The sequence below is a fragment of the Rhizobium sp. BT04 genome (assembly GCF_030053135.1).
GTDB lineage: Bacteria > Pseudomonadota > Alphaproteobacteria > Rhizobiales > Rhizobiaceae > Rhizobium > Rhizobium binxianense.
This window is the reverse complement of sequence record NZ_CP125651.1, coordinates 362,735-388,852: the sequence shown is the minus strand read 5'-3', so window position 1 is coordinate 388,852 and position 26,118 is coordinate 362,735. Positions and strand designations below refer to the sequence as shown.

Genomic DNA, 26,118 nt, shown 5'->3' with positions numbered 1-26,118 from the left:
TTATGAACGCTCAAACACCAATCTTGGAAGTCTCCAATCTCAGAACACATTTCCGCGGCGATGACGGTGACGCCGTCCGGGCCGTGGAAGACGTATCCTTCGCGCTCAATTCCGGTGAGACCCTGGCAATCGTCGGCGAGTCGGGATCAGGCAAGTCGGTGACATCCCTGTCCATCATGCGGCTGCTTCCCGGTCGAAACGCCAGGAATGCCGGGCGCATCGACTTCATGGGCCGCGACCTGCTGTCGCTTAACGAAAAGGAGATGCGCCGCATACGCGGCAACGACATCGGCATGATCTTTCAGGAGCCGATGACCTCGCTCAATCCGGTGCTGACGATCGGGCGGCAGATCATGGAAACGTTGATCCGGCATCAGGGCCTGTCGAAACGAGAAGCGCGGGAACGCGCCATCGAGATGTTGAAGCTGGTGGACATTCCGGCGCCTGAGCGGCGGATCGACGAATATCCGCACCAGCTTTCCGGCGGAATGCGCCAGCGGGTGATGATCGCCATGGCGCTCGCCTGCAGGCCGGGCCTCCTGATTGCCGACGAGCCGACGACGGCGCTCGACGTGACGATCCAGGCCCAGGTTCTCGATCTGATGCGGGCGCTGCAGAAGAAGACCGGAACGGCCATCATTCTGATCACCCATGATCTCGGCGTGGTGGCCGAGATGGCCGATCGGATCATCGTGATGTATGCAGGAAGAACCGTCGAAGAGGCGGCCACTGCCGAGCTGTTCGAAAATCCGCTGCATCCCTATACGCAAGGGCTTCTCGCCACCATACCGCAACTTGGTTCGTCGTTCGATGACGATACCCCGCAGCGTCTGCAGGAGATACCCGGCCAGGTTCCCAGCCTGCGCAAGCGGCTTACCGGCTGCGCTTTTGCCGAGCGTTGTCCGCTCGTCGCCGAGCAATGTCGAACCGAGGTGCCGGTGTTTGAGGCCAAACGTCCGGCCCACAAGGTGGCGTGCCACAAGGTGCAGAAAGGAAACGGAGCATGACCGGCGGATCGCCTCTCCTGGAGTTGCGCTCGCTGCGCAAGCATTATCCGATCGCGCCCGATTTCTGGGGCCGACCCACGTCGACCGTCCATGCCATGGACGATGTCAGCCTCACGCTGAGAGCGGGTGAAACACTGTCCGTCGTGGGGGAGAGCGGCTGCGGCAAGTCGACGCTCGGCAAGACGGTGGTGCGGCTGCATGAACCGACGAGCGGCGAGATCCTGCTGAACGGAGAAAGGGTCGACGCCATCTCCGGCCAGGCGCTCAAAACTTTCCGATCGAAGGTGCAGATCATCTTTCAGGATCCGTTTTCGAGCCTGAACCCGCGCCATACGGTCGGGGCGATGCTTGCCGAACCGATCAGGAATTTCGCGATCGCCTCGGCCAAGTCGGAAATCGACGAGCGGATTGCCTCGCTGCTCGATATGGTCGGCTTGCCCAAGGATGCCGCCCAGCGCTATCCTCATCAGTTCTCCGGTGGGCAGCGCCAGCGTATCGCCATCGCCCGCGCCCTTGCGGCAAATCCTCAGCTTATCGTTTGCGACGAAGCGGTTTCCGCGCTCGATGTCTCGGTGAAGGCGCAGATCGTCAACCTGCTTCAGGACATCCAGCGCAAGATGGGGCTGTCGCTTCTCTTCATCAGCCACGACCTTGCCATCGTCGAGCATCTGACGCACCGGATTGCCGTGATGTATCTGGGCAAGGTCGTGGAAGAGGGAGAGCGCAGGGCGATTTTCGGTTCTCCGCAGCACCCCTACACCCGAGCCCTCCTGTCGGCGGTTCCTGTCGTCGCTGCGGCGGAGAAGCGGCAGCGCATATTGCTGCGCGGCGATATTCCCAGTCCCGTCAAACCGCCTTCGGGATGCCGTTTCCACACACGATGCCCCTTTGCGACGGAGCGTTGCGGCAGCGAGGTTCCCGAACTCCGGCCGGTCGGCAGCGACCACCGTATTGCCTGTCATTTCGACCTTCCCGAAAGCGCCGTGGGTTCGCATGCTGCAGTCTGATCTCCATTTGCCCGCAACTGAAGCAGCGGAGATCGCGCTGCCGCAAGGTCGACTGCGCGGGCGCACCGATGGGCTCGTCAATCGATTCCTCGCAATACCCTTCGCGGCGCCTCCCGTCGGAGCCCGTCGCTGGCGTGCGCCGGAACCGCCGCAGCCCTGGGACGGCATACGCGATGCCGGTGTCTTCGCGCCGGTGGCGCCGCAGCCTCGGGACGAAGGTTTCTTTCCGGGTGATCCGGCGGCCATGCCGGCCCGGCCGATGGACGAGGATTGTCTTTACCTCAACGTCTTCGCGCCCAGCGGACCTGGTCCCTTCCCGGTGCTCGTCTGGCTGCACGGCGGCTCGCAACTCATCGGTGGCACCTCACGGCCGGTCTATGACGGCGCAAGCTTCGCTCGCAACGGCATCGTCTGCGTCACCGTGGGTCACCGCTTGGGCCTGCTGGGCCTTGCGGACGCGGAATCCCTGTTCGGCGAAGACTATCGCGACACCGCCAACCTCATGCTGCGGGATCAGCTTGCGGCACTGCGCTGGGTGCAATCCAACATCGCATTCTTCGGCGGCGACCCACAGCGCGTCACGCTGGGTGGGGAGTCCGCCGGGGCGAAGAATGTCTGTGTCCTGACCACTACATCAGCCGCCAGGGGTCTGTTCCACGCGGCGATTTCGATGTCGGGAGGGGCGGACACCGTGTTTCCCGCTGAGACAGCGACCCGTTTCATCGAGGACGTGGTGCCAACGGGTGCTGCGGAGAGCCGATGGGGCGACGCGCCCTGGGAGAGGATTCTGGCGGTGCAGGAAGCCGTGCTGGCTCGCGCGCGAAAGCGCTTTCCACTGAGGCCCGTCTACGGCCAGTCGCTTCTTCCCGTCGCTCCCATCGCCGTTGTCGAAGCGGGTCAGGCCCTGCCGGTTCCGATGCTGCTGGGGAGCTGCCGGGACGAATGCTATCCGATGGTCGTCCGCCAGGAACCCAATCAGCCCTGGGCGGATGCCCTGCTCGGTCATCTTTCGCAGGAGCAGATGGCAGAGATAGAGGCGAAGCTTGCAGGTTCGAGGCCGGATCTCGACTGGCGCAGAAGGCGTCTGCTTCTGCTGACGGCCGAAGAATATGAATTGCCTTCGTTGCGCCTGGCGCGGCGTCGCGCGATGCACGGTGCGCCGACCTGGGTCTATCGATACGAACGCCCTCAACCTCATGGCCCCTTTGCCGGCTATTCCACGCACCTCTCCGACCTCGAGGACGCGTGGGGCATTCCTGCGAGGGAGGTGGATTTGCACGGCATCGTCTGCGATTTCGTGACGAGGCATGAGGCTCCGTGGGAAGCTTTCAACGAGCGCAGTCGTCTCGCCTTCATCGGCGATGGGGTACAATGCGGCAGCCACCCGGATCGCGATATCCACGCCTTGTTCGAAGACTGGAACTGAAGCCGGCCCGATTACGAGGGTCTTTTGGCTCAGTTGTATTTGATCGTGGCGCTGACTCTTGGGCGATTGAAGAAATAGCGATCGAAGCTGTAGCCGTTCTGTCCGGTGAAAGTTGAGAAAAACGCCGAGACGGGTGTCGTCAACGTGTATTGAACACGGGTCAGCACGACCTGCACGCCTGTCTCCTGGATTGTCGAGGGGATCGCGACCGCGCTCGCTGTGCCGGAATTCACCGCTGAGGTGTTCAGCGCCGCAGACCAGTTGACGGTCGGGCTGCCGCTCGCCTTGACATCGTTCACCGCGACCGAGATCGTCAGCTTGCTGGTGTCATAGGGCTGCAGGATGAACCTGGCGCCGGAAAGAAGCTTGGCGACGTCGGACTTCGTCCAGGAGCTCTGCTGGGCTATCATATCGCCTGTGGACGAGGCGATCTCGTCTATTTTTCGGCTGACCGTCAGCGCATGGCCGAGATCGACGGTGCCGAACAGCAGCATCACCAGGATCGGCAGCACGAGCGCGAATTCCACCCCCGAAGCAGCCGACCTATCGCTTGCGAGATGTCGGATGCGGCACGGCGCGAACCGGAAAAGGGACAGGCTCCGTTTCATGGTCATGTCAGAAGGGCTCGTTGCGGAACAGAGCGGAAGATCCAAGCAGATAGCTGCCGTCGGAAAGCTTGGCGCTCGACAGGCTGAAGAAATTGACGACGGCCGTCCATGGCAGGAACGCCTGAACCAGGATGTAGTCGCTGCCCTTACCGATATCATACGTCTCGGTAACGGCAAGTTTGCCGCTGCTGTCGATGGGATCGGTGCTGGCAGCGGTGGACATGTCGGAAAGCACGTTCACCTTGACGACAAGACCGCTGGAGCAGTCGAAGGACAGAAGCATGTCCTCGCATATCTTGGCCTTGAAGCCGCCCAGCGTGATCTTGGAGGACGCCGCCTCGCCGGTGCGGATCATCCGGGAAATCTTGTGAACCGAAGCGTCCAGCGCGGAGTTGACGAAAAACATCAGCGACACTTCGATAATGCCGAACAGCATGATGAAGAGCGGCAGGGCCAGGATCGCAAATTCGATCGCGGCAGCCCCCTTATGATCGCCGATCAGGCGGCGCAGCGGCGTGAATGGTTTTCTCCGCCTCATTGGGTCAGCCGTACGGCAGAGAGATATTGGGTGAAGAGCGCCGACAGGCCTGCCGTGATTTCGGTCGATGAGGATGCCGATATGAACAGGCTCTTCGACGATGCGCAATCGGCAAGCGCATAGGGGATATAATCCCGCCGCGTGATGCTGGTCGATACACCGCTTTGCATGGTGCCGCCATAGGTGTTCTTCCAGTTGGCGCTCGCCATGGTCGAGCCGACGGTTGCGTTGTAACCCCAGTCCGAGGTGATCGGCAGATATTCGGTGTAAAGCACTGCCATCGTATTGGATTGATTTTTCAGATAGCCGCACCAATCGGGGTTGAGCGGCGCGACTTTATTCCAGTATGCGCCGGAGATCGCCTTGCCATTACTCCATACGACGCTGTCGGTCACCCATTCGCGTTTTGATTGGACGCCATCCGTCAACAGAAGAACCAGCTTGAGCGGCGAGCCCGAGGAGGTTCCATCCCCCCCGGCGCCGACTTTCTGCTTGAGCGCGGCGAGCGAAACGTCGAAATAGGTGGCAGCCTTCGAGGTCGCGCTGGTGAGGCCGTAGCTTGAGTCCAAAAGGCGTGCGCGCGCCGTGCTCGTGCTCAGCGTCGGGGCGAGAACCTCCGTGAGCGTATCGCCCAGGCTATACAGTCCGACCTTGATCCGGTCGTGATTCTGGTCGGATGTGTCGATCAGGCTGAGCACGTCTCTAACGGCGTCACCGGCGACATCGGCGCGCAGCTTGATCTTCTTTTCCGAGCTGTAGTCATAGTTGTTGGCGTACGTCTTGTTGCCGATGGTGTGCGAATCGCCGGTGTGGCAGGCGAACTGGCATTTGATGCCGGAATACATGGCCGACTGGCCCGCCGTCGTTGCCGCCAGGAGCATCGACGGCGAGGTGTCGATGACGATATAGACATTGAGATAGGACGTCGACGGCCCTTTGACGGCGCTTGCCACGCTGACGGGGACGGTGTCGATATTGGCGATCTTCATGAACGTCGTCGGCACGGTCCCGCGTGCCGTCGCCGTGATGTTATGATTGGTAGTATCGATGTTGATTTCGCCAAGCGTGTAGCTGTTTTCCACTTGTGCGTGGAACCAGTCGGAGACCTTCAGCTTGAGGGCGTCGGTGTCCGCGGTATTGTTGATCTGCTTGACGGCGGCGATCAGGGCCGCATCGAGGTCGCTCTGCATCCTCTGGCGGACATTGTAGCTGCGGATGTAGTCAAAGCTCGCGCCGACGGCGACGAGCATCGGCACCAGGCTCAGGGCAACGACGATGCCGACGTTGCCGGCTTTGTTCCTTCGCAGACCGCGAAGGGCTTCGAAGGCCCGACCGAATGAATATGAATGAACCGACTTCAATAAAACACCGCCGCAGAGAATATAAAAAAGAGTGAGGGCAAGATGTGTTAAGGACGCTTAAGCCTTTGTTAATTCTTGCAAGTTCCGGCGAAATCAGGTTGCGGATGCGCCGTTTTCTGCGCATATTGGATATTCCTGCGAATTATGGATATTGAGGAGCCGGCATCGGCAATCGTCATCCATATGTCAACGCTGTCACGGCGCCGATGCGTGGCGCGCTCAGGGCAGCGTGAGATCGGCGCGCTTACGGCAAAACCGTACTGAAATATTGGATGATGAGCAGGCGAGGTCGACGGGATCGCTGGCCAACAGCGGTCCCTGCCCATGAAAACCTGTGTTCAGCGCTGCATCAGCAGATCGTGCAGGCGTTCTTGAACTTCTCTAGGGGACATGTTCCGATTGTTGAAGAAGTCGCCCACGACGGCGATCCAGCCTTCCGACATCTGGGTCGGCATGGCCTGGGATTGGGCACTGACTTCGCCTTTCCTTGCCTTGATCATCTCCAATCCAAGCTTGCCGCAACGATCAAGTCCGGACGGATCGACATCGGTGCGGACGGGCAACGATCCCTTGACCCGGCTGAAGGCCACCTGATTGTCGCGATCGAGCACCATGCGTGCGAAGGCCTGCTGCGCCTCTGCCGTGCCGTCCCGATTGGTCAGCGGAAAGGCAAAGGCGTCGATTACCATGAAATAGGCGATTGATGTGCCCGGAACCAGACTGCAATCGAAATCCTTGTCGACGTTGTAGCCGCGCGCTGAAAGCTCACCCTTGGCCCAGTCGCCCATGAACTGCATACCGGCCTTGCCTTGGCCTACCGCCGCCGTGGCATCAGCCCATGTCTTGTCCTTTCGCTGTTCGATCGGTTCCACATAGTTGGAGAGACGCAGCAGCAGATCGAGGGCTTCGATCATGCGTGGATCCTGCACGAGCTCGGCGTCGCCGCTCATCAGGCGGGCATAACCTTCCGGACCGAACTTGTGATAGATGATGTCATTGAAAATGAGAGATACCTCCCATCGCGTCCCGCCGAGTGCAATCGCCAGACGTCCCGTCGCCTTGATTTTTTCGGCCGCGTCGAAGAGCTCGTCCCAGGTCTGCGGCGTCTTCACACCCGCTTCGGCCAAGGCCGCGGTGCTGGTCCATAGCCAGTTTTCTGCATGAATATTGGTCGGTGCAAAGTAGACCTTCCCCTTGTAGGAGATTCGGTCGAGAACTGTTGCGGGAATGACGTCTTGCCAATGATCCGCCTGAGCGACATCGTCGATATCCTGCACGATGCCCATTTCCGGCAGTTCGCGCGATCCCTCATTGGCATTCCACTGCATCACTGCCGGCGCATATCCGTTGGCGATGCGATCGCTCACCGCCCGCTGGACGGCAACCTTGTTCTCCGCCGGCATATCGACCCATCGGTTGCCGGCTGCGGCCCAGGCCTTGCGGTAAACGTCGAGCGCTGCGGACTCGCTTTTCGACACCCAGAAATGCACGACATCAACCGCCATGTCCTGTCCCGCCAAAGCTTGTGCAGCGGGGCCTGCGGCCGCCAGAGCCGTGGCAAGCCATGCCCGTATGATTCCCTGTTTCATTCGTTTCCCTCTTTTCTTTGATGAATCCTGCCGCACCGTTCCTGTGCAGCCTCTCAGGAGACAGTTTCAGCCCGTAATTTGCGTGATCGGCCTGATATCCCGCGCAGAACCGGCCGGCGGGCCAATCGTTCGACCGCCGCAGCCGCCGGTTCCGGCTTGGCATAAAAATAACCCTGGCCGATTTCGCAGCCGGCGTTCAAAAGGAAATCACGCTGGCTCTCGTCCTCGATGCCTTCGGCGACGCACCGTTTTCCGAGGTTGCGGGCCAGATCGATGATTGCTCTGATGATCTGCTCCGAGCGTATATCCTTGCCGATCTCGGCAACGAAGCTGCGGTCGATCTTCAGTTCGTCGAAGGGAAAGTCGCGCAGATGCACGAGCGACGCAAAACCGGTGCCGAAATCATCGAGCGAGACCGACACGCCATGTTTGCGGAAACGGGAAATGGTTTCGATGATCTGATTGGCGCCGCGATTGAGAAACACGTCTTCCGTGACCTCGATGGAAAAATCGAGCCAGTCGAGCCGGTTTGCTTCGACCGCCGCAGCGATGAGGGCGTAACCGTCGTCGCCGACCAACAGGGCTTCCGGCAGATTGATGGCAATCGACCCCACCCTGAGCCCTGCTGCCTTCCAGCTCCTCAGATCACGCGCGACGATATTGACGATACAGCGCGTCATGCCTTGTATGATATGGCTTTCCATGAGCGGCAGGAAGCGGCCGGGCGGAAGGATGCCGAGCTGGGGATGGCGCCAGCGCACCAGCGCCTCGAAGCCGAGATGCACGCCGGTCTGCAGATTGACCTTCTGCTGATAGTAGACGACGTACTCGTCACGATCGGCAGCGACGGAGAGGGCTGCTGCAAGCCGGTTCTGTTCCAGACGCTGGGCGAATGATGCTTCATCGAAGATGACGGCCGTGTTGCGTTTGGCCTTGGCGGCATAAAGCGCCAGATCGGCAATGCGCATGAGGGTCGCCTCATCCGACGCGTGGCCGGGCACGACCGCGCCTCCGACACTGGCCGAAACCGGCAGCTGCCGACCCTCGAAGTGACATTCCGTTGCAATGGCCGCGACCGCCCGCTCGGCAATTCCTTCCAGCGTTGCCGCATCTGAAATTCCAGGAAGGAGAGCGGCAAACTCGTCGCCGCCAAGCCGTGCGACGACGTCACCGGCGCGGAAAGTCTTCTGCAGCGCGCTCGCGACGTGGCTCAGAACCGCATCCCCGGCCGGATGACCGAAACTGTCATTGGTGGCCTTGAAGTGATCGAGATCGACCAGCAGCATGGAAAAACCGGCGCCTGTCCGCTCGACCGAACCGAACAGCCCGTTCAGCGCCTCATTGAAGGAAGATCGGTTGCCAAGGCCTGTCAGCGTGTCCGTATGCGCGAGATGCGTCAGCTTGATCTCGAAATCGAGCGACCGGCGATGCTCGGTGCGCAGCTTTATCAGGAGCGGTATGAAAAGGATGAGGGTCGCCAGGATAAGTGTTGCCGCAGTGAGGCTGAGAAGCACTGCGCTGATCAGGCGGGTATGATCTATGCTCATATCGCTACGGTCATGCGCGCTCTCGATCAAGGCGCTGAACTGACGCATGAGCATGCTATCGGATGAAACGGCGAAGTCGATTGGCCCCCAGAAGCTGTAACGCTCCCGCCGATCCAGCAATTTCGCGGACACGACGCGTTCAGCTCTTTCAAGAAAGTCCTCCACCCGCCCGTCAAGTTCCAGACGCAACTTTTCCGATGCGGCATCCCGCCCGTTCAGCCGTTCGAGAAGGTTCGCCTCGACTTCGACATTCAGCGTGTTCAACTGTGTGTTCATGGCGCGGATGTCGTCGATCGCTCTTTGAACGTCCTCGACCATCGGCCTGACTATATATTCAGGCATGTTCGGATCGGCCGAAGCGCGCATGATCGCCCGGGTCTGATTGGCAAGCTGCTGGAAGCGAATGAATTGGCGGCCGATCAGATAGCTGATGTTCTGCTGCAGGGAATGGCGATCGAGAGCCACCTTGACCGTCTGGAAGGTTGCCCCGATCAGAACTGTCATGACGACGACGGCGACGACGTAATGGCGCCCGATGGAGCGGATATATTTCGCCACGGAGGAATGGGACTCGCCGGGCGGCGTCACCGTGTTTTCCAAATCCGAACCAACCACCATTCACGCTCCATCAGGAAAGTATAAATCGGCCGAGTTGCATTCGGCGCACAGGCCGTTGAGCCCGTTCTCAAAGATGCCTTGAATTTTTTGCTGCTGAAGCCCGCTGCTTGAATCCGCCGTGTTTGCGCCGGACGGGAAGCGTCACCATGATTTATCGGGAGATCGGCCCTCATGGCCTGGATTCGCGCCGGAAAATGCAAGGCTCACGTCGTGACATCAGCTCTTCGAACCGCCGTCGCCGTCGCTCGCCCGCAAGATGTTGTGAAGGCTCCCGGACCGACGCGGCTCCGTGCGTCAGGAATTCCAGACGACGGGGATGTTCCGGTCTGTCGGTGCGGACTGGCTCGCGCCGTCTCCACTATATTGAGAAAAACTGCCGCCATGTGCATGCGAATTATTGAACATTTTCCCCTCTGAGCGCATGCCATCTCCATTGATGAGCAGCGCCTATTCTGGCTGGTCCCGCAACCCGTCTTCATGGCGGAGAGGCACGGGCAGCACCCCGTTCGAATGGTTCAAAACTGCGGACGGTCTGGTTTCAGAAGCGTAAACGCCTTCGTGAAAAACCAACGAAACCAGCTTCTTGCGGGAAAAACCGCACGAAAACATCGTAAATTGGCCATACTGTTCGGATTTCGGATAAGCGCTATGTCCCTTTCCGATCCGTTCGCCGGCGATGAAAACCAAAGCAGGGCAGGTCGGCAGTATCCAAATTACGCGGTTCGATCCGGATCGCGCGCCGAAAGGTGAGGCGCTGCAGGAGTGCGCAGTGATCTCTTAATTTTCTGGCCGCAGTATTCAGGGCTGAGTGACGTGCTCGGTTGCAGCGGGCCGGCGCTCCTAAAGTTACATCTTCATCAGTTTGCGCCTCAAATGACTTGGGCGACTTTTCCAGAGAATTCTCGACCGGATGAATGACGCATCCGGCCGGGCGCATGGTGAGGATATCCATGATGAAGTCGTCGTCCGAATCGCTCCAGCAGCCGGCCCTTTTCTTGGGAGGCCACGAGCAGGATGGAGCGCAGCATCAGGACGCCGCTTTCACCGGGGAAGCTCTTCCGGAAGTCTTGCTCGGCGCGTGTCCCCTTCCTGTATTCTACAAGAACACACATGGACGCTATATCGGCTGCAACAAGGCTTTCGAAGATTTCATTGGCCGCAGGCGCGACGAGATCATTGGGAAAACGGATTTCGATTTCAATCCGAAGCATCTGGCCGAACTCTATTTCGCCGAGAATGATGCACTCCTTGAAAGGGGTGGAGCCCAGTACATCGAAAGAAAATTTACCACGGCGAACGGGGCCGTGCGGGACGTCGCCGTCAACAAGGCGGTATTGACTGGGGAAAACGGCGATCCGGCTGGCCTGATCGGCGCCGTCGTTGACATTACCGAGCACAAGCAGGCGGAGCGAGACCTCACGAAGGCGCTCGAATTCGCGGAGGGGATCGTCACCGCCATTCCGGATGTTCTGTTCGAGGTGGATCAGGACGGCCGCTATCTCCAGGTCTGGACGAGAAGCCCCGAACTGCTGGCCCAGCAGAAGGAGATGCTGCTCGGCAGAACGGTCAATGACGTTCTGGCGCCGGACCAGGCGGCCATCGCAATGGAGGCGCTCGGCACGGCCGCCAAAGAGGGGGTGGCCTACGGTCGCTGCATCAGCATCTCCTTGCCGAACGGCGAGACGCGTTGGTTCGAGCTGTCGGTCGCCAAACGACCGAGCGCCGATCCCGCGGTCAACACGCTTCTGGCATTCTCGCGTGACATTACCGAACGAAAACGGGCGGAGGAAGCCATAAATTCCGTGCGGACGCAGTTGCTCAGCGTGCTTCAGACCATGCCTGATATGGTCTGGGTGAAGGACATGGATGGCGTCTATCTCTTATGCAACCACGCATTCGAGCGACTGACCGGGATGGCGGAATCCGAGGTTGTCGGACAAACGGATTTCGAGCTGTTCGGGACCGAAAGGGCTCTGTACTTCCTGGAGTCAGACAAAGCAGCCATCCAGGCTGGGGGCATCATCGTCGGCGAGGAATGGGTCATCTCCCAGGAGAATGGTCAATCTGTTCTTCTTGAAACACGCAAGGTTCCGATATTGGGTGCAGGGGGGGAAGTCGCCGGGGTTCTCGGTGTGTCGCGGGATGTGACCGAGTTGAATGTCTCGCGCCAAAAAATCCACCAGATGGCCTTCTACGATCCCCTGACCTCGCTGCCGAACCGGTCGCTGTTCAACGATCGACTGCGGCAGATGATCACATCAGCCGTATCGCGTGGTCAACGGGCCGGCGTGATGCTGATCGACATCGATCATTTCAAGGCGGTCAACGATACGATGGGGCATCCCGTCGGGGATCAACTACTCTGTCAGGCCGCCTCGCGGCTGAACGAAAGCGTTCGCGACTACGACACCGTTGCGCGCCTCGGCGGCGATGAATTCGCGATCCTGTTGCCGGATATCCGAGAAGGCGACGATCTCGGTCGGACAGCCGGCAAGGTCCTCGAAAGGTTCAAGGAGCGTTTCCTGCTGGATGGCCAGGAGGTATTCATTTCTTGCAGCGTCGGCATCGCACTCTATCCCGATGACAGCGCCGACGCCAACGACCTGGTGAAATACGCCGACTCGGCGATGTATCTCGCCAAACGCTCGGGGCGAAACAGTTTTCGCTTCTACTCCAAGGACCTGACGGCGAGCGCTGAAGAGCGCATGCGGCTGGAATCGGAATTGCGCCGTGCCATCGAGCGCGGAGAACTGGAATTGCACTACCAGCCGAAGGTGCTTTTGGACAGTGGCGCCATGGTGGGCTGCGAGGCCTTGCTGAGATGGCGTCACCCCGAGATGGGCATGATTCCTCCGGCTCGTTTCATTCCGGTTGCGGAAGATACGGGGCTGATCGTGGAACTCGGGCGATGGGTGCTGCGCGAGGCATGCCAGACCGCGGCCGAAATGAATGCCGGCAGCCAGGTGCCGCACAAGGTAGCGGTCAATCTGTCGGTCAAGCAATTTCAATCCGCCGGACTGGTCAGGTCGATCGCCGAGATTCTCGAGGAGACCGGCTGCCGCGCGGAATGGATCGAAATCGAAATCACTGAAAGCCTTCTGCTCGATCAGAAGGATTATACGCTGCAGATGCTTTCCGAACTGCGCAACATGGGATTTTCGATTGCCATCGACGATTTCGGCACTGGCTATTCGGCGCTGAACTATCTGGCGCGCTTTCCGATCGACACGCTGAAGATCGACCGGTCGTTCATCAACAGCACCGACAGGCGGAACGAGGAACTGGTGAAGGCGATCCTCTCCATCGCCCGCTGTCTCGGGCAGAGCGTGGTGGCCGAAGGCGTCGAGACCGCCGAGCAGGCGGCCTTCCTGGCGGCAAACGGATGCGGTTCGGCGCAGGGGTTTCTTTACAGCAAAGCCGTGCCCAAGGCTGAGATCATGGCTCTGTGGCTCGGCTCCCCGGCCAACGGCTTCGACCTAGGGGAGGAGCGGATTCGAGTGTGAAAAGTTTATCGCCGAACTAAGTGCAATTCGGCGATTGCTATTCCTAACCCGCCTGCATCAGTTTGGATGTTTGCAATTCCGGCAGGGCTTCGAACAGATCGGCGACGAGGCCGTAGTCGGCGACCTGGAAGATCGGCGCCTCCTCGTCCTTGTTGATGGCGACGATCACCTTACTATCCTTCATGCCGGCCAGATGCTGGATAGCGCCTGATATGCCGGCGGCGATATAGAGCTGCGGCGCAACCACCTTGCCGGTCTGGCCGACCTGCCAGTCGTTCGGCGCATAACCGGCATCGACGGCGGCACGGCTGGCGCCGACGGCAGCTCCGAGCTTGTCGGCCAGCGGCAGGATCACTTCCCGGAATTTTTCCGCAGAACCCAGCGCCCGGCCGCCGGAGAGGATGATCTTCGCAGACGTCAGTTCCGGACGGTCGGAGGCCGACAGGGCGTCCTTGACGAAGGTCGACAGGCCCGGATCGGAAACCGCCGCGATCGCCTCGACGGTGGCCGAGCCACCTTCCGGTGCAGAGGCGAAGGAGGCGGTGCGCACGGTAATCACCTTCTTGGCATCGCTGGCCTGCACCGTCTGGATGGCATTGCCGGCATAGATCGGCCGCTTGAAGGTATCGGCGGAGATCACCTCGATGATCTCCGAGACCTGGGCGACGTCGAGCAGGGCAGCGACGCGCGGCAGCACGTTCTTGCCGACCGAGGTGGCGGCCGACAGGATCGTGTCGTAGCTGCCTGCCAGCGAGACGATCAGCTCGGCCAGCGGCTCGGCCAGATTGTTGGCGAGTGCATCGCTTTCGGCCAGCAGCACCTTGGCGACGCCCGAAAGTTTGGCTGCCTGTTCGGCAGCAGGCTTGGCAGCCTTGCCGGCGACGAGAATGTGCACGTCGGAGCCGATCTGGCTTGCCGCCGTCAGCGCCTTGGCGGTCTGGTCGGAAAGGCTTTGATTGTCGTGATCGGCGAGAAGAAGAATGGTCATGATATTTTGCTCCTGTTCTCAGCTGATTACAGCACGCCGGCTTCGTTTTTGAGCTTGTCGACCAGTTCGGCGACCGACTTGACCTTGACGCCGGCCTTGCGGCCGGACGGCTCCTCGGTCTTCAGCACCTTCAGCCGCGGCGTGGTGTCGACGCCGAAATCGGCAGGCGCCTTCTTGTCGAGCGGCTTCTTCTTCGCCTTCATGATGTTCGGCAGCGAGGCATAACGCGGTTCGTTCAGCCTGAGGTCGGAGGTGATCACCGCCGGCAGCTTGATCTCGATCGTCTGCAGGCCGCCATCGACCTCGCGGGTCACCTGCGCCTTGCCATCACCGATGTCGATCTTCGAGGCGAAGGTTGCCTGGGCTGAACCAAGTAGTGCGGCCAGCATCTGGCCGGTCTGGTTCGAATCGTCGTCGATCGCCTGCTTGCCGACGATGATCAGGCCCGGCTGCTCGGCATCGGCGACACCTTTCAGGATCTTGGCGACGGCGAGCGGCTCGACCGCATCATCGGTCTCGACCAGGATCGCCCGATCGGCGCCCATGGCAAGGGCGGTGCGCAGCGTCTCCTCGGCCTTGGCAGGCCCGATCGACACCACCACCACTTCCTCGGCCTTGCCGGCTTCCTTCAGCCGCAGCGCCTCTTCCACCGAGATCTCGTCGAACGGGTTCATCGACATCTTCACATTGGCAAGCTCGACACCCGTGCCATCCGCCTTCACCCGGATCTTCACGTTGTAGTCGACAACCCGTTTGACGGGCACGAGAATCCTCATGTGCATTCACCTCTGTTCAGCGGGCCGGGGGTCAGCGGGAAGGGACGGGCTCGGGGCCACGGTAGTCATAAAAACCTTTGCCGACCTTCCGCCCTAGCCACTTGGCTTCGACATATTTGACCAGCAGCGGACAAGGACGGTACTTGGTGTCCGCGAGCCCGTCATGGAGCACATTCATGATGGCAAGGCAGGTGTCGAGGCCGATGAAGACGGCAAGTTCCAGCGGACCCATCAGATGGTTCGCGCCAAGCTTCATGCTGCTGTCGATGTCGGCGACCGAACCGACGCCCTCGTAGAGGGCATAGACCGCCTCGTTGATCATCGGGATCAGTAGCCGATTGACGATGAAGCCCGGATAATCCTCAGCCACGACGGCCGATTTGCCGAGCCTTTCGACGACCCCGCGGACCGCCTCGAAGGTTTCCTTGCTGGTCGCAATTCCACGGATGAGCTCGATAAGCTGCATGACCGGAACCGGGTTCATGAAATGGAGGCCCATGAACTGCTCGGGTCGACTGGTCCCTCCGGCGAGCCGGGTGATGGAAAGCGAAGACGTATTGGTCGTCAGGATCGTTTCCGGCCGCAGGTGCTCTGCCAGATCGTCGAAAATCTTCTGCTTGACCGCTTCCTTCCCGGTCGCGGACTCGATGACGAGATCGCTCTTCCCGAGTTCCGGCAGCCGCACCGTCGTCCGGATGCGCTGAAGGCCGAGCAGCTTTCCTTCCTCGGTTATCACGCCCCGCGTTACTTGCCGGTCCATGTCCCTACCGATCTTGGCAATCGCGGCGCCAAGCCGTTCCGCGTCGACATCCATCAGCGAGACGTCGTATCCCGCAAGCGCAAGCACATGGGCAATGCCGCTGCCCATCTGGCCGGCGCCGACCACTCCAACGGCCTCGACTATCATTCTGCGTCTGCCTTTTCGGAGGGAAAGTTCCAGTGTCCGTCACCCAAGATCGGAGAAGCCCTGTCGAGCGTCAGCGGGCTGCGCGACAGGCTGATCGGCGTTCTCAAACCCGGCAGGCCTTCCGGCGCGATCCTCAGTCCGCGTGCCTCGATCTGCGGCTCGTCGATCGCTTCGGCGACGCTGTTGATCGGCCCGCCCGGAATGCCTGCCCTCTCGAGGTCGGCGATCAATACCGCCTTTGGCCTGCGGTTGGTCTTTTCCGCAATCAAGGCGCAGAGCGCCTCGCGGTTCTCCACTCGCGCGGGATTGGTGGCAAAGGCCGGATCGTCCGCGACCCCGTCGAGGCCCAGCAGGCCGCACAGACCTTGAAATTGCCGGTCGTTGCCACAGGCGATGATGAGATGACCGTCGGCGGCCGGAAAGACCTGGTAGGGCACGATGTTGGGATGCGCATTGCCCATGCGTCGAGGCACCTTGCCGCCGGCCAGATAATTCATCGCCTGATTGGCGAGCACCGCGACGCCGACATCGAACAGCGCCAGATCGACCTGCTGGCCGAGACCGGAACGTTCACGCTCGGCAAGCGCCGCCTGAATGCCGATCACGCCGTAAAGTCCGGTGAAGACGTCGATCCAGGCGACGCCCACCTTCTGCGGTTCGCCATCGGGCTCACCGGTCAGGTCCATGATCCCGCACATGCCCTGGATCAGGAAGTCGTAGCCCGGCTGCTGCGCGCGCGGACCCGTCTGGCCGAAACCGGTGACGGAGGCGTAGACGATGCGTGGATTGATCGCGGCGACGCTGTCATAATCGAGGCCGAATTTCTTCAATCCGCCGACCTTGAAATTTTCGACCACGACATCTGCTTCTTCGATCAAGGTCCGGACGCGGGCAAGATCCTCCGGATCGGCGAAATCGCAAGTAAGCGACGTCTTGCCCCTGTTTGCTGCGTGAAAATAGGCGGCCACTTTCTCGGTGCCGCCCCTGCCGTCCGGCCGTTCGATAAAGGGCGGACCCCAGCTGCGGGTATCGTCGCCTTGCGGGCTTTCGATCTTGATGACCTCAGCGCCGAGATCGGCAAGCGTCTGGCCGATCCAGGGGCCGGCGAGAATGCGGGCGAGTTCAACCACTTTCAGGCCGGCAAGCGGCGCGCCGTTTACGCCGGCCATCAGAAGAATGCCTGGATGCCGGTCTGGGCGCGGCCGAGGATCAGCGCGTGGACGTCGTGCGTGCCCTCATAGGTGTTGACCGTTTCGAGGTTCTGGGCGTGGCGCATGACATGATATTCGATCTGGATGCCGTTGCCGCCGTGCATGTCGCGCGCATGCCTGGCGATCTCAAGCGCCTTGCCGCAATTGTTGCGCTTGACGATCGAAACCATTTCCGGCGCGAACTGGCCCGCGTCCATCAGCCGGCCGACACGCAGGCTGCCTTGCAGCCCGAGCGCGATCTCCGTCTGCATGTCGGCGAGCTTCTTCTGGAAAAGCTGGGTGCCGGCGAGCGGCTTGCCGAACTGGATGCGATCGAGCCCATATTGCCGGGAGCGGAACCAGCAATCCTCGGCAGCGCCGAGCACACCCCAGGAAATGCCGTAGCGGGCGCGGTTGAGGCAGCCGAACGGTCCCTTGAGGCCCGCAATGTTCGGCAGCAGAGCATCTTCGCCGACTTCGACGCCGTCGAGCACGATCTCGCCGGTAATCGAAGCGCGTAGCGACAGCTTGCCGCCGATCTTTGGCGCGGACAGGCCCTTCATGCCCTTTTCGAGGATGAAGCCGCGAATCTGACCCCCATGCGCTTCCGATTTCGCCCAGACGACGAAGACGTCGGCGATCGGTGCGTTGGAGATCCAAGTCTTCGAGCCGCGCAAGCGGTAACCGCCGTCGATCTTCTCGGCGCGGGTCTTCATGCCGCCCGGATCGGAACCGGCATCCGGCTCGGTCAGGCCGAAGCAGCCGATCAATTCACCGGAAACGAGGCCCGGCAGGTATTTGTCCCGCTGCGCTTCGGATCCATAGGCATAGATCGGATAGATCACCAGAGAGGACTGCACACTCATCATCGAGCGGTAACCGGAATCGATGCGCTCGACTTCCCGGGCGACGAGGCCATAGGCGACATAATTGGCGCCGGCAGCACCGTATTTCTCCGGCAAGGTCACGCCGAGAAGCCCGGCCTTGCCCATCAGCCGGAAGAGAGCGGGATCGGTGTGTTCCTGGAGATAGGCATCCTGAACACGCGGCAGCAACTCGGCTTCGGAAAAAGCCCTGGCCGCTTCGCGGATCATGCGCTCTTCCTCGGACAGCTGGTCGTCGAGCAGGAAGGGATCGTCCCAGGCGAAGGACGAAGCTTTAAAGGCGGTTGCGGTTCTGTCGGCGGTCACGGATTTCCCCTCGGAATGACGAAGTGGCTTTCCTATTCATATAGCGATTGCAAAAAGCGAGGAAAAACCCTATTTAGGCGTAACATCATTCATAAAATGCATAGGTAAGATGCGCCCGCGCCGGTTCCTTCCCTCGATAAGCCTCCTCTCGGCTTTCGACGCCGTCCTCAGGACGGGTTCAACCGCAGCGGCGGCGCGTGAACTCGACCTGACGCAGAGTACAGTGAGCCGTCTCGTCCAGAATCTGGAGCAGCAACTCGGCCGTCCGCTTTTCGAACGGCACAGGCAGAAGCTCATCCCCACGCAAGCCGCGCATGCCTATGGGCGGGACGTCAGCCGGGCACTCGATCTCATTCAACGCAGCAGCATGGAGTTTTCCGCCAATCCGGGCGGCGGCGGCCTGTCGCTCGCGATCCTGCCGGCTTTCGGCACGCGTTGGCTGGCACCGCGGCTGGGCGAATTCCTCATTAAACATCCCGGCATCACCATCAACCTGGCAACACGCCTCAGGCGCTTCAATTTCGCCGCCGAGGGTTTCGATGCCGCCATTCATTTCGGCGCGGAGGATTGGCGCGATGCCGATCACATGAAACTATTCGAGGAACGCCTGACGGCCTGCATCTCACCGGCGCTGCTTGGCGAACATCCGATCACCTCGGCTGGCGACATGGTCGGCCTGCCGCTTCTGCAGCTGGAGACCAGGCCGACGGCGTGGAGACTCTGGTTTGCCGCCCAAGGCGCGGAACCGGCAAATGTGACGGGCATGCTCTTCGATCAGTTTGCGACGATGACACAGGCCGCGATCTCAGGGTTGGGCGTCGCCCTTCTGCCGGATTATCTCGCCGACAGTGAAATCGCCGAAGGACGGCTGGTGCCTGTCTTGAAGAGATCGGTGCCGGGGTCGGGATCCTACTGGCTGGTCTGGCCGCAATCACGTGCCAATTACCCGCCGCTGGAGGCTTTCCGCGCCTGGCTCGGCGCGGAATTACGTGCGGGGGAGTCCTAAGTTTCGCTTTGGAGCCTATGCTGCCGCGGAGTCGGAGGGCACGGAAAATGCCGCCTCGATTGCGGCCTCCAAGATGTTCAAGCCTTCCGAGAGGACATCCCATTCGATCGTCAGCGGCGGCAAGAGACGGATTACGTTCAGGCGGGTTCCGCAGGAGAGAAGGATGAGACCCCGCGCCTCGGCTTCCGCGACGATGCGGTTCGTCATCGCAGGCGCGGCCGTCTTCGTCTGCCGGTCCTCGACAAGCTCGAAGGCGATCATCGCCCCAAGCCCGCGCACGTCGCCGATCCGTTCCATGCCCTGCCGGGATGCAAGCGACGTCAAGCGGTCGGTGATGCGCCGTCCGATTTCGGCCGCGCGTTCACAGAGCTTCTCCTCGTCGATGACATCGAGCACCGCGTTGGCGGCCGCGACGCTCAGTGGATTTCCGGCATAGGTGCCGCCGAGCCCTCCGGGATGGGCGGCGTTCATGATCTCGGCTCTGCCGGTGACGGCCGACAGCGGAAATCCGCCGGCGAGTCCCTTCGCCATGGTCACGAGATCCGGCTCGACGCCGGCATGCTCGAAACCGAACATCCTGCCCGTCCGGGCCATGCCGGCCTGCACTTCGTCGGCAATCAGCACGATGCCATATCTGTCCGCCATCTCGCGCAAGCGCACGAGGAATTCCTTCGGCGCGACGTTGAAGCCGCCTTCTCCCTGAACCGGCTCGACGATGAAGGCAGCGATGCGTTCGGGATCGATGTCGGCTGCGAACAACCGCTCGAGCCCCGATATCGCCTCCTCGGTGGAAATGCCGAGGAACGGATTCGGGAACGGCGCATGGTAGACGTCGGCCGGGAAAGGCCCGAAATTCTTCTTGTAGGGCATGACCTTGCCGGTCAGTGCCATGCCGAGCATGGTGCGGCCGTGGAAGGCGCCGGAAAATGCGACGATGCCCGGGCGCTTCGTATAGGCGCGGGCGATCTTGACGGCGTTTTCCACCGCTTCGGCACCTGTCGTCACCAGCATGGTGCGGTTTTCCTGCCCTGTCGGGGCGATCGCGTTCAGCCGTTCCGCAAGTCTGACATATCCCTCATAAGGGGCGACGTGAAAGCAGGTATGGGTGAATTGCTCCGCTTGATCGGCGACGGCCTGCATGACTCTGGGATGGCGATGGCCGGTATTGTTGACGGCGATCCCGGCGGCGAAATCGATGAATCGTTTACCGTCCACATCCCAGAGTTCGGCATTCTGAGCCCTTTGCGCGAATATGGCCCGTGTTCCAACACCGCCGGCGACGGCGGCCTTCTGACGGGAATGCAGGTCTGCTGAGGCGGTCATTGTAAAATCCGGAATTGTTGATCGAAGGCATGGGGTGGCGCCTGGGCAGAACCGCTGCCCAGGCGCAATGCGTTTGGTCAGCCGAGGTGCACCCAGACCGACTTCGTCTGGCTGTATTGGGTCAGCGCCTCCAGGCACTTGTCGCGGCCGTTGCCCGTCTGCTTGTAGCCGCCCCAGATCGAGGTCATGTCGCCATGATCGAAGCAGTTGACCCAGACCACGCCGGCTTCCACGTCGCGGGCGAAGCGATGCGCCTTTCCGATATCGCGGGTCCAGATCGAGGCGGCGAGGCCGTAGATCGTGTCATTGGCGATCTCGATCGCGTCGTCGATGCCATCGACGGGGATGATGGCCGCCACCGGCCCGAATATTTCCTCGCGGGCGATCCGCATCGAATTGTCGACGCCGGTAAACAGCGTCGGTTCGATGAAGGCGCCGGCCGGCGAGGAGGCAAGTGTGCCGCCGCCGAATTTCAGGGCCGCGCCTTCGCTGCGGCCGATGTCGATATAGCTGAGCACACGCTGCTGATGCGACGAGGTCACCAGCGGCCCGATCGTCGTCGACGGATCCAGCGGATCGCCGAGCACGAAACTCTCCTTCGTGCGAGCGGAGAAACGTTCGACGAAATCGTCGTGAATGCTCTTGTCGACCAGAATGCGCGAACCGGCGTTGCAGACCTCTCCCTGGTTTCCATAGATGCCGTTGACGGCATAGGTGACCGCGGTGTCGAGATCGTCATAGTCGCCGAGCACGATCTGCGGCGTCTTGCCGCCGCATTCCGTGGAGACCCGCTTCATGTTCGACTGTCCGGCATAGACCATCAAGAGCTTGCCGACCTCGGTCGAGCCGGTAAAGCCGATCTTGTCGATATCGTTGTGCAGGCCGAGCGCCCTTCCTGCCTCTTCGCCGAGGCCATGGACGACATTGAGGACGCCGGCCGGGCCGCCGGCCTCGATGAACAGTTCGGCGAGCAGGTTTGCCGAGAGCGGCGACTGCTCCGCCGGCTTGAGAACGACGGAGTTTCCTGTCGCAAGGGCAGGGCCGAGCTTCCAGGCGGCCATCATCAGCGGGTAGTTCCACGGCACGATGAGGCCGACGACGCCGAGCGGCTGGCGGAGGATGTAGTGGAGGGCGCTGGCCGACGTGTTGGTGACGGCGCCTTCGATCTTGTCGATGGTCTCGGAGAAGAACTTCAGCGACGTCACCGAGCCGGGGATGTCGATGTTGATCATGTCCATGACCGGCTTGCCCATGTCGAGGCTGTCGAGCAGGGCGAATTCTTCCGCGTTCTCCTGTACGAGAGCCGAGAAACGCTCCAGCACCGCCATCCGCTCGCGCGGGTCCATGCGCGACCAGGAGCCGGATTTGAAGGCCCTGCGGGCGACGGCGACCGCCCGGTCGATCTCCGCCTGGCCGCCGCGGGCAACTTCTGCCAGGACTTCGCCGGTGGCCGGATTGATGGACTTGAAAGTGCGTCCGTCGGCCGAGGGAGCATATGTTCCGTCGATAAAATGCTGCGTCCGGAATTTGAGAGACCTGGCTTTGGTGTGCCAGAAATCCCGTGTGTAGGTCGATGCGTCCATGAAAGATCCTCCTTGGTTATCGTGATTTGGGCTGGTTCCTGAGCATCGTCACGGAAAGGACGACGAGAACGAATGAAACGGCGACGATCACACTGCCGACGGCATTGATCTCGGGCGTGATGCCCCGCCTCAGGGTCGAGTAGATGTAGATCGGAAGCGTCACCTCGCGACCGGTGAGGAAGTAGGTGACGGGGATTTCGTCGAAAGACAGTGTGAAGCAGAGCAGCGCGGAGCCGAGGATCGAGGCCCGGATATTGGGGAGAACGACCCGATAGAAGGTTTCGAACGGCGTCGCTCCGAGATCCGCCGAGGCTTCGAGAAGGCGCCGGTTGAGCTTGGCGAGGCGCGCCATCACCTGCGAGACGACGACGCCGAGCAGCGCCGTCGCGTGGCCGATGACCACAGCGGTCAGGCTTTGTGGGATGCCGATCTGCTTGTAGAAATTCAGCATCGCGATCCCGGTCACGATCCCCGGCAGGCTGAGCGGCAGCAGGATGGCGTTGCTGAAGAGCCTTTTGCCCGGAAAGCTGTAACGATCGAGCGCCAGCGCGGCCGTCACGCCGACCGTGACGCTGACGAGCGTGGCAAAGGTCGCGACGATCAGGCTGTTGGCGAGCGCCGTCAGCATCTGGCCGTTTGCCAGGAACTGCTGGTACCAGCGCAGGGTGAAGCCCGAGAGCGGAAAGGAGGTCACGGCGCTGTCATTGAACGAGAACATCACGAGGATGACGATCGGTACATAGAGAAAGACCAGCACCAGCAGGCTCAAGCCCACCAGGCCGCGCTGCCACCATTGAAGAGAAGCCATCATCGCATCCTCCTAATTCATGTCGATGTGACCGGTGCGGTCGAACCGGCTGGAGACGGTGAGAACGACGAGCACCAGGATCAGCACGAGGGTTGCGAGCGCCGAGCCGAGCGGCCAGTTGAGCGCCGCGCCGAACTGGCTTTGCAGGAGATTGGCAACCATGGTGCCGTCGGGCCCGCCTACGAGCACCGGGGCGACGAAATCTCCGAAAGACAGGCAGAAGGTCATCGTCGCCCCGGCAATCAGCCCGCCGAGCGACAAGGGAAAGATCACTCTCCAGAAGGTCATGAAGGGGCCGACGCCGAGGTCTTCCGACGCTTCGACGAATGCCTTCGGAACATTGTCGAGCACCGTGAACAGGGGCATGACCATAAACGGGATGAAGATGTAGACGAGCGTGATCACCATCGTAGCCTGGTTGTAGAGGAACAGCGACAGCGGCTGGTCGACGAGACCGAGCGACAGGAGCAGGGAGTTGAGCGCGCCGTTCGTTCCGAGGATGATCTTCCAGGTGTAGGCGCGCAAAAGATACGACACCCAGAGCGGGACGATGACCGACATGTAGAGAAGGTTCCGCCACTTTTGGCTTTTGACCGTGAAGGCCAGGAAATAGGCCAGGGGATAACCGAGCAGGGTCGCTCCAAGCGTCACCAGCAGGGCAATCTTGAGAGTGCGCAGGATGACCGTTGTATATTGAGGATCGTTGAACAGCTGGGCGAAGTTGCCCCACTGGAAATCCGGAACGAAGAGCGGGAACTGGCGGGTCCAGAAGCCGACGGCGATCATCACCGCGTAGGGTATGATCAGGAAGATCAGCGCCCAGCCGAGCGGAATGGAAAAAAGGGCTGCGAAGGCTGCCAGATTGCGACGAGTGACGATCATGCGCCCGGCTCCGGAGCAAACAGCATCACGTCGGCGGGATCGACGTGTAGGCCGATCGTCTCTCCGGGCGCGAGCTGACGTGACGTCCCGGCCGTGCGCGGGATATCGACGAAGATCCGCCCGGCGTTGCGCGCCAAAGTCAGTTCCAGACGCACCCGGTCTCCATGGAACAACGTCTCGACGATCCGGGCCTCCAGGGTGTTGGCGCCGTCAAAGCCGTCGAGCCTTATTCTTTCGGGCCGGATGCCGGCCGTGACGGTGCCGACGTGCGGGGCCGCCGACGCATCGCGATGTTTGACGCCCCGCCTCAGGAGCGTTCCATCGTCGAGCCGAAGGAGATCGAATGTTCCGTCCCGGCCCTCGTATCGTGCCGATACCAGGTTCGAGGCGCCGACGAAGTCGGCGACATAGGGGGTGGACGGATTGTCGTAGAGGTCGGTGGGCGCGCCGATCTGGACGATCCTGCCCTGTTTCATCACGACGATACGGTCGGACAGCGCCAGCGCTTCCGTCTGATCGTGGGTCACCATCAGGAAGGTGATGCCGAGCTGGCGATGAAGCCGTTTGAGTTCGACCTGCATGTCTTCCCGGAGCTTGACGTCGAGCGCCGACAGCGGCTCGTCGAGCAGCAGGACACGCGGCCGGCGGACGATCGCGCGGGCGACCGCGACACGTTGGCGCTGGCCGCCGGAAAGGGCCGCCGGCACCCGGTGGCCCATCGTTTCCAGACCGACCATCGCAAGCGCCTCGTCGACGCGTTGCTTGCGCTCCTGCGGCGGGACGGAGCTCCCCCTGACGAACAGGCCATAAGCGATGTTCTGCGCAACCGTCATGTGAGGAAAGAGCGCATAGTCCTGGAAGACGGTGTTGACGGGCCGCCGGTAGGGTGGAGCGCTGGTGACATCCTGCCCGGCAATCGACACGGCGCCCGACGTCGCATATTCAAAGCCGCCGATCAGTCTCAGCGTGGTGGTTTTTCCGCATCCGGACGGTCCGAGCAGCGTGACGAATTCGCCTTCGCTCACGTCGAGGTTGGTCTCATGCAGGGCCGTGAAATGGCCATAGGATTTTGTCACGCCGTTCAGCGTCACGATAGCACGCGAGCTCATGCGTTCTCCAAAAGTAAGATCAAAGAGGAAGGGGAGGATGCGTGCAGCATCCTCCGGACTACAGGTGGTTCAGGGCGCCGCCTTTACCGCGTTCCAGACCTCGAGATACTTGTCCAGACGCTTGGGCTGCTCCCACATCACCAGGCTCTTGACGAACTCGACGTTGTTGACCTGACGTTCCTTCTTCATGTCCGCATTCATGCAGCTTTCCACGGCCTTCGGGTTGACCGGGAAGTAGCCGGTCGATCCGGCAATGCCGCATTGTCCCTCGGCCGATTGCATGAACGAGATGAATTTGTAGGCGCATTCGGTGTTGGGTGAACCCTTGGCGATCATCATCGAATCCATCCAGCCTTCGGCCTTTTCCTTCGGCGTGAATTCGACGACCTTGAAGCCTTTGTTCAAAGCATTGACGTCCTTGCTCGACAGGCCGGTCCAGGCATTGGAGACATAGACTTCCTCGTTCGCCATCAGCTCGGTCAGTTCCCCGGCGGACGCCCAGTATTTCCGGATGAGCGGCTTCTGCTCGATCAGCTTTGCCTTCACCGCCTCCAACTGCTCGTCCGAGAGATCGAAGACGTTGTCATAGCCGAGATAACGCGCCGTCCAGTAAATCGCCGATTTGTCGTCCCACAGCGAGATCTTTCCTTTGTTGGCGGGATCGAATAGGACGCCGATGGAGTCAGGTGTGGAGGGCAGTTTGTCCGGTCGGTAGATGAGCGAGACCGAGCCCCAGATCAGCGGCACCGCCCAGGTCTCGCCGTCGGCCACGACTGCGCGTGACTTGGAAAATTCCGGATAGATGCCGTCGTAGCCATCGACCTTGGCGGTGTCGATCGGGTCGACGAAACCCGCCTGATGCAACATCGGAACGGTATCGAGCGATGGCGTGATGATGTCGTAGACACCACCGCCGGCGGCGAGCTTGGCAGCAAAGTCGTCGTTGGAGCCGACATAGGAGGCCGTAACCTTGCAGCCGGATGCCGCCTCGAATTTCGAAACGAAGCCATCCGCGGCATAGCCTTCCCAGGTCAGCAGGTTGAGTTCAGCAGCACTCGCCGAGGCGATGTTCGGCAATGCCGAGATCGCCGCCAATGCGCCGATCGCGAATTTTCTGATGAGATTCATGTTGTGGTTCCCCTGTATCGCGTT

Annotated in this window: 22 protein-coding genes; 5 read left to right on the top strand and 17 right to left on the bottom strand. The window is 61.0% G+C overall.

Annotated features, from left to right (window positions below; translation table 11 throughout):
- Positions 1 to 2: 2 nt before the first annotated feature.
- The 3 genes from QMO82_RS07050 to QMO82_RS07040 are packed head-to-tail and all read left to right on the top strand — an operon-like array spanning position 3 to position 3,440.
- Complete coding sequence (locus QMO82_RS07050) at positions 3 to 1,007, top strand: ABC transporter ATP-binding protein (RefSeq protein WP_183609832.1); 1,005 nt, start codon at positions 3 to 5, stop codon at positions 1,005 to 1,007.
- A complete protein-coding gene (locus tag QMO82_RS07045) occupies positions 1,004 to 2,014 on the top strand; it encodes an ABC transporter ATP-binding protein (protein WP_183609833.1) in 1,011 nt (336 codons plus the stop codon). The genes QMO82_RS07050 and QMO82_RS07045 overlap by 4 nt, the downstream gene beginning before the upstream one ends.
- Before the next feature lie 7 nt (positions 2,015 to 2,021).
- Positions 2,022 to 3,440, top strand: a complete 1,419-nt coding sequence (locus QMO82_RS07040) for a carboxylesterase/lipase family protein (RefSeq protein WP_183610662.1) — start codon at positions 2,022 to 2,024, stop codon at positions 3,438 to 3,440.
- A 29-nt stretch (positions 3,441 to 3,469) separates the two neighbouring features.
- Here the strand turns inward: QMO82_RS07040 and QMO82_RS07035 are convergent, their stop codons facing one another.
- From QMO82_RS07035 to QMO82_RS07010, 6 genes are all read right to left on the bottom strand, one after another.
- Positions 3,470 to 4,054: a TadE/TadG family type IV pilus assembly protein gene (locus QMO82_RS07035; protein ID WP_183609835.1), complete on the bottom strand. Its 585-nt coding sequence runs from the start codon at positions 4,052 to 4,054 to the stop codon at positions 3,470 to 3,472.
- A 1-nt stretch (position 4,055) separates the two neighbouring features.
- Positions 4,056 to 4,586: a TadE/TadG family type IV pilus assembly protein gene (locus QMO82_RS07030; protein ID WP_183609836.1), complete on the bottom strand. Its 531-nt coding sequence runs from the start codon at positions 4,584 to 4,586 to the stop codon at positions 4,056 to 4,058.
- Entirely contained in the window at positions 4,583 to 5,947 is a 1,365-nt protein-coding gene (locus tag QMO82_RS07025; protein WP_183609837.1) for a TadE/TadG family type IV pilus assembly protein, read from the bottom strand. Before QMO82_RS07025 ends, QMO82_RS07030 begins: the two co-directional genes overlap by 4 nt.
- Before the next feature lie 338 nt (positions 5,948 to 6,285).
- On the bottom strand, positions 6,286 to 7,536 hold the full coding sequence (locus tag QMO82_RS07020; RefSeq protein ID WP_183609838.1) for an ABC transporter substrate-binding protein: 1,251 nt from the start codon (positions 7,534 to 7,536) through the stop codon (positions 6,286 to 6,288).
- A 53-nt stretch (positions 7,537 to 7,589) separates the two neighbouring features.
- Positions 7,590 to 9,701 carry a bifunctional diguanylate cyclase/phosphodiesterase gene (locus tag QMO82_RS07015; RefSeq protein WP_183609839.1) on the bottom strand — a complete coding sequence of 704 codons (2,112 nt, stop codon included), beginning with the start codon at positions 9,699 to 9,701 and terminating at the stop codon, positions 7,590 to 7,592.
- A 646-nt stretch (positions 9,702 to 10,347) separates the two neighbouring features.
- Positions 10,348 to 10,653: a hypothetical protein gene (locus tag QMO82_RS07010; protein WP_183609840.1), complete on the bottom strand. Its 306-nt coding sequence runs from the start codon at positions 10,651 to 10,653 to the stop codon at positions 10,348 to 10,350.
- Between the two features lies 1 nt (position 10,654).
- Between QMO82_RS07010 and QMO82_RS07005 the strand changes: the two genes are divergently transcribed.
- Positions 10,655 to 13,204 (top strand): bifunctional diguanylate cyclase/phosphodiesterase, encoded by a 2,550-nt coding sequence (locus tag QMO82_RS07005; RefSeq protein ID WP_183609841.1) that lies wholly within the window; start codon positions 10,655 to 10,657, stop codon positions 13,202 to 13,204.
- Positions 13,205 to 13,247: 43 nt separating this feature from the next.
- On the opposite strand, the gene QMO82_RS07000 is transcribed toward QMO82_RS07005, so the two are convergent.
- Genes QMO82_RS07000 through QMO82_RS06980 form a run of 5 tightly spaced genes read right to left on the bottom strand, consistent with a single transcriptional unit; the run spans position 13,248 to position 18,159 of the window.
- On the bottom strand, positions 13,248 to 14,192 hold the full coding sequence (locus QMO82_RS07000; RefSeq protein WP_183609842.1) for an electron transfer flavoprotein subunit alpha/FixB family protein: 945 nt from the start codon (positions 14,190 to 14,192) through the stop codon (positions 13,248 to 13,250).
- A gap of 26 nt (positions 14,193 to 14,218) precedes the next feature.
- Complete coding sequence (locus QMO82_RS06995) at positions 14,219 to 14,968, bottom strand: electron transfer flavoprotein subunit beta/FixA family protein (RefSeq protein ID WP_183609843.1); 750 nt, start codon at positions 14,966 to 14,968, stop codon at positions 14,219 to 14,221.
- A gap of 31 nt (positions 14,969 to 14,999) precedes the next feature.
- On the bottom strand, positions 15,000 to 15,875 hold the full coding sequence (locus QMO82_RS06990; RefSeq protein ID WP_183609844.1) for a 3-hydroxybutyryl-CoA dehydrogenase: 876 nt from the start codon (positions 15,873 to 15,875) through the stop codon (positions 15,000 to 15,002).
- Positions 15,872 to 17,044: a CaiB/BaiF CoA-transferase family protein gene (locus QMO82_RS06985; protein WP_183609845.1), complete on the bottom strand. Its 1,173-nt coding sequence runs from the start codon at positions 17,042 to 17,044 to the stop codon at positions 15,872 to 15,874. The genes QMO82_RS06990 and QMO82_RS06985 overlap by 4 nt, the downstream gene beginning before the upstream one ends.
- Positions 17,044 to 18,159, bottom strand: coding sequence for an acyl-CoA dehydrogenase (locus QMO82_RS06980; protein ID WP_183609887.1), 1,116 nt, complete (start codon positions 18,157 to 18,159; stop codon positions 17,044 to 17,046). The genes QMO82_RS06985 and QMO82_RS06980 overlap by 1 nt, the downstream gene beginning before the upstream one ends.
- Positions 18,160 to 18,364: 205 nt before the next feature.
- On the opposite strand from QMO82_RS06980, the gene QMO82_RS06975 reads away from it, so the two are divergent.
- Positions 18,365 to 19,261, top strand: a complete 897-nt coding sequence (locus QMO82_RS06975) for a LysR family transcriptional regulator (RefSeq protein WP_183609846.1) — start codon at positions 18,365 to 18,367, stop codon at positions 19,259 to 19,261.
- Positions 19,262 to 19,276: 15 nt separating this feature from the next.
- On the opposite strand, the gene gabT is transcribed toward QMO82_RS06975, so the two are convergent.
- From gabT to QMO82_RS06945, 6 genes are all read right to left on the bottom strand, one after another.
- Entirely contained in the window at positions 19,277 to 20,584 is a 1,308-nt protein-coding gene (gabT, locus tag QMO82_RS06970) for a 4-aminobutyrate--2-oxoglutarate transaminase (protein WP_183609847.1), read from the bottom strand.
- A 77-nt stretch (positions 20,585 to 20,661) separates the two neighbouring features.
- Positions 20,662 to 22,167, bottom strand: a complete 1,506-nt coding sequence (locus QMO82_RS06965) for an aldehyde dehydrogenase (protein WP_183609848.1) — start codon at positions 22,165 to 22,167, stop codon at positions 20,662 to 20,664.
- Positions 22,168 to 22,183: 16 nt separating this feature from the next.
- Complete coding sequence (locus QMO82_RS06960) at positions 22,184 to 22,978, bottom strand: ABC transporter permease (RefSeq protein WP_246718394.1); 795 nt, start codon at positions 22,976 to 22,978, stop codon at positions 22,184 to 22,186.
- A gap of 9 nt (positions 22,979 to 22,987) precedes the next feature.
- A complete protein-coding gene (locus tag QMO82_RS06955) occupies positions 22,988 to 23,857 on the bottom strand; it encodes an ABC transporter permease (RefSeq protein WP_183609849.1) in 870 nt (289 codons plus the stop codon).
- Complete coding sequence (locus QMO82_RS06950; RefSeq protein WP_183609850.1) at positions 23,854 to 24,966, bottom strand: ABC transporter ATP-binding protein; 1,113 nt, start codon at positions 24,964 to 24,966, stop codon at positions 23,854 to 23,856. Before QMO82_RS06950 ends, QMO82_RS06955 begins: the two co-directional genes overlap by 4 nt.
- Before the next feature lie 69 nt (positions 24,967 to 25,035).
- On the bottom strand, positions 25,036 to 26,094 hold the full coding sequence (locus QMO82_RS06945; RefSeq protein ID WP_210305906.1) for a PotD/PotF family extracellular solute-binding protein: 1,059 nt from the start codon (positions 26,092 to 26,094) through the stop codon (positions 25,036 to 25,038).
- Positions 26,095 to 26,118: the final 24 nt, after the last annotated feature.